General features: G+C 63.2%; 2 protein-coding genes and 1 pseudogene. 1 reads left to right on the forward strand and 2 read right to left on the reverse strand.

Annotation, left to right across the window (positions count from 1 at the left end; translation table 11 throughout):
- Both gsiA and iaaA read right to left on the reverse strand, forming a co-directional pair.
- On the reverse strand, positions 1-1,707 hold a 1,707-nt coding region (gene gsiA, locus HMPREF9538_RS09780; RefSeq protein WP_032457173.1), incomplete at its 3' end, for a glutathione ABC transporter ATP-binding protein GsiA.
- 17 nt (positions 1,708-1,724) lie between these two features.
- Entirely contained in the window at positions 1,725-2,666 is a 942-nt protein-coding gene (gene iaaA, locus HMPREF9538_RS09775; protein ID WP_004147725.1) for a beta-aspartyl-peptidase, read from the reverse strand.
- A 235-nt stretch (positions 2,667-2,901) separates the two neighbouring features.
- On the opposite strand from iaaA, the pseudogene HMPREF9538_RS32945 reads away from it, so the two are divergent.
- Positions 2,902-3,169: pseudogene (locus HMPREF9538_RS32945) on the forward strand (molybdopterin molybdotransferase); the annotation flags it as partial.

The raw sequence follows: 3,169 nt of genomic DNA on the forward strand, positions 1-3,169 counted from the left end.
GGGGTCGGCCACCGGTACGGCGGCCATGAGCTTACGGGTATAGGGGTGCTGCGGGTTTTCAAACACCGCGCGGCGCGGGCCTATTTCGACAATGCGACCGCGATACATCACCGCCACGCGGTGGCTGATGCGCTCCACCACCGCCATATCATGGGAAATAAACAGAAACGCGATGCCCATCTCGCGCTGCAGGTCGAGCATCAGATTGATAATCTGCGCCCGAATGGAGACATCCAGGGCCGACACCGACTCGTCGGCTATCACCACCTTCGGATTCAGCGCCAGCGCGCGGGCAATGCAGATCCGCTGCCGCTGGCCGCCGGAAAAGGCATGGGGATAGCGCCAGGCATGCTCCGGCTGCAACCCCACGCGCTTCAGCAGCCAGGCGACCCGCTCAAGCGCTGCTTCCCCACGCAGCAGGCCATGCACCCGCAGCGGCTCCATAATCGAATCGCCGACCGTCTGACGCGGATCAAGCGAGGCGTAAGGATCCTGAAAAATAAACTGAATATTGCGCCGCAGAGCCTGCAGCTTGCCGCCGGCGAGGGTATCGATCCGCTGACCGTCGAAGGTAATGGTGCCTCCCTGGGTCTCTACCAGCCTCAGCAGCGCCCGGCCGGTGGTCGACTTGCCGCAGCCGGACTCGCCCACCAGCGACAGGGTCTCTCCCGGCCAGAGATCAAAACTGACCTTCTCCACCGCATGCACTTCGCGCGTCACGCGATTGAGCAGCCCGCCGCGCACCGGAAAACGGGCCACCAGGTCACGCACCTGCAGGATCGGCTCGCCGGCGACTACCGTATCGGGCGTTTCGCTCTCCGCCAGCGGCTGGCCCGGCAGCGGAAAACGGCGCGGCAGATCCTGGCCACGCATCTCCCCCAGCCGCGGGACCGCCGCCAGCAGCGACTGCGTATACGGGTGCTGCGGCGAACGAAAGATCTCCTCAACGCTGCCGGTCTCTACCGCCTCACCGCGATACATCACCAGCACCCGATCGGCGATATCGGCCACGACGCCCATATCGTGGGTGGTAAAGATCACCCCCATCGCCATCTCCTTTTGCAGAACGGCAATGAGTTGCAGAATTTGCGCCTGGATGGTGACATCCAGCGCCGTGGTTGGCTCATCGGCTATCAACACCGCCGGCCGACAGGAGAGCGCCATGGCGATCATCACCCTCTGGCGCATGCCGCCGGAGAGCTGGTGCGGATAGCGCGAGAGCATCTCTTCCGCCTGGGGAATACGCACCTGATCGAGCATCTTTTTCGCCGCGCGCAGCGCCTCTTCGCGCCCCAGCCCCTGGTGCAGGCGCAGGGATTCGGCAATCTGCTCGCCGATGGTAAAAACCGGATTCAGCGAGGTCATCGGCTCCTGAAAAATCATGGCCAGATCCGCGCCGCGCACCCGGCGCATCTCAGCGTCCGTTTGCTCATTGAGCGCGATCACCTGCCGGTTACGCCGCCGCAACCACAGCCCCTCGCTGTTCACCTCGCTGCTGGCCGCGTCTAGCAGACGCATCAGCGCCAGCGCGGTCACCGATTTTCCCGAACCGGACTCACCCACTATCGCCAGCGTCTCGCCGCGGCGCAGGCTGAAGGAAAGCTGACGCACGGCCTGCACCTCCGGCGCATCCTGCTGGCGGAACGCCACGTTCAGGTTGCGCACCACCAGCACTTCGCAGGTATCGGTTTCGTGAGTTTGCGACACTCGCCCTCTCCCTTGTTCTATTCGCGATAAATGCCAATGGTCGGCGTATCGCCGGCATAGCACCAGGCGCGGTACATGCCTTCACTGTTAAACGGTAAAACGACGTTGCCTTCGCGATCGACGGCTATCAGCCCGCCGCTGCCGCCGAGAGCCGGCAGTTTCTCCATCACCACCCGCTCGCAGGCGGAATAGAGACTGAGCTGCCCATACTCCATCAGGGCGGCGATATCGTAGGCCGCCAGGGTGCGCATAAAGACTTCGCCGGTGCCGGTACAGGAGACCGCCACGCTGGCATTATTGGCATAACACCCCGCGCCCGGCAGCGGGCTGTCGCCGACGCGTCCGGGCAGTTTGTTGGTCATGCCGCCGGTGGAGGTCGCCGCCGCCAGATTGCCGGCCAGATCGAGCGCCACCGCGCCGACGGTGCCCATTTTCTGGCGTTCGTCGAGGGGAGCGGCGTGGTGGTCGAGGATAATCTCCCCGCCCGCTTTCGCCTCCTGCAGCTGCAGCAGCCTTTCAGGAGTGGAAAAGAGATCGTTATCCACGCGCGCCATCCCGTGGGAGATGGCAAAATTTTCCGCCCCCTCGCCGATCAGTAATACGTGCGGACTCTTCTCCAGCACCAGACGCGCCGCCAGCACCGGATTACGCAAATGTTTGACCCCGGCTACCGCGCCAGCCTGCAGGCTGTAGCCGTCCATTACGCAGGCGTCCAGCTCGTGGGTTTGATCGCGGGTAAATACCGCGCCCATTCCGGCGTTGAACAACGGACACTCCTCCAGCAGCCGAACGGCCTCGGTCACGGCATCCAGCGCGCTGGCGCCCGCGGCCAACATTTTCTGCCCGCTTTCGACGATAGTCGACAGCGCCGCCACATACTCTCGCTCCCGCTCCGGCGTCATTTGCGCGCGAGAAATCGCCCCTGCGCCGCCGTGAATTGCTATAACCGCCTTGCCCATTTCGCCAGTCCTTAACGATGAAGTGGATCGCCCCTGCCCTGTCGTACCGCGGCGCGGCGCCGGTCACGTCATGAATAAGGGTATTGATATCATTATATTGCTGAATGTCTTATACAATTTTTGAATATAGAAAGAGCGGCGGGCGATGTAAAGCCTCGTACCCAGGTGGCATACAGCCCGCGCCGCTTTTCTGCCATAATAGGCGTTTTCGCTGTTTTGCCCGCAGGAGTGACCCATGGATTTTACCGCCGGACTGATGCCGCTCGACACAGCCCTCGCCCAGATGCTCGATCGTATTACGCCGCTGAACGCGACGGAAACTGTACCGCTGTTGCAGGCCTTCTCGCGTGTGACTGCCCATGACATCGTCTCCCCGCTGGATGTGCCCGGCTTTGATAACGCGGCGATGGATGGCTATGCCGTCCGGCTGAACGCCCTCCGCGACGGCGCGGCGCTGCCGGTCGCCGGTAAGGCCTTCGCCGGCCAGCCGTTCAACGACGCCT

Source organism: Klebsiella sp. MS 92-3, from assembly GCF_000195655.1.
GTDB lineage: Bacteria > Pseudomonadota > Gammaproteobacteria > Enterobacterales > Enterobacteriaceae > Klebsiella > Klebsiella pneumoniae.

Coding starts and splice junctions, on each gene's coding strand:
- iaaA (WP_004147725.1), bottom strand. CDS start 2,666: ATGGGCAAGGCGGTTATAGCAATTCACGGCGGCGCAGGGGCGATTTCT.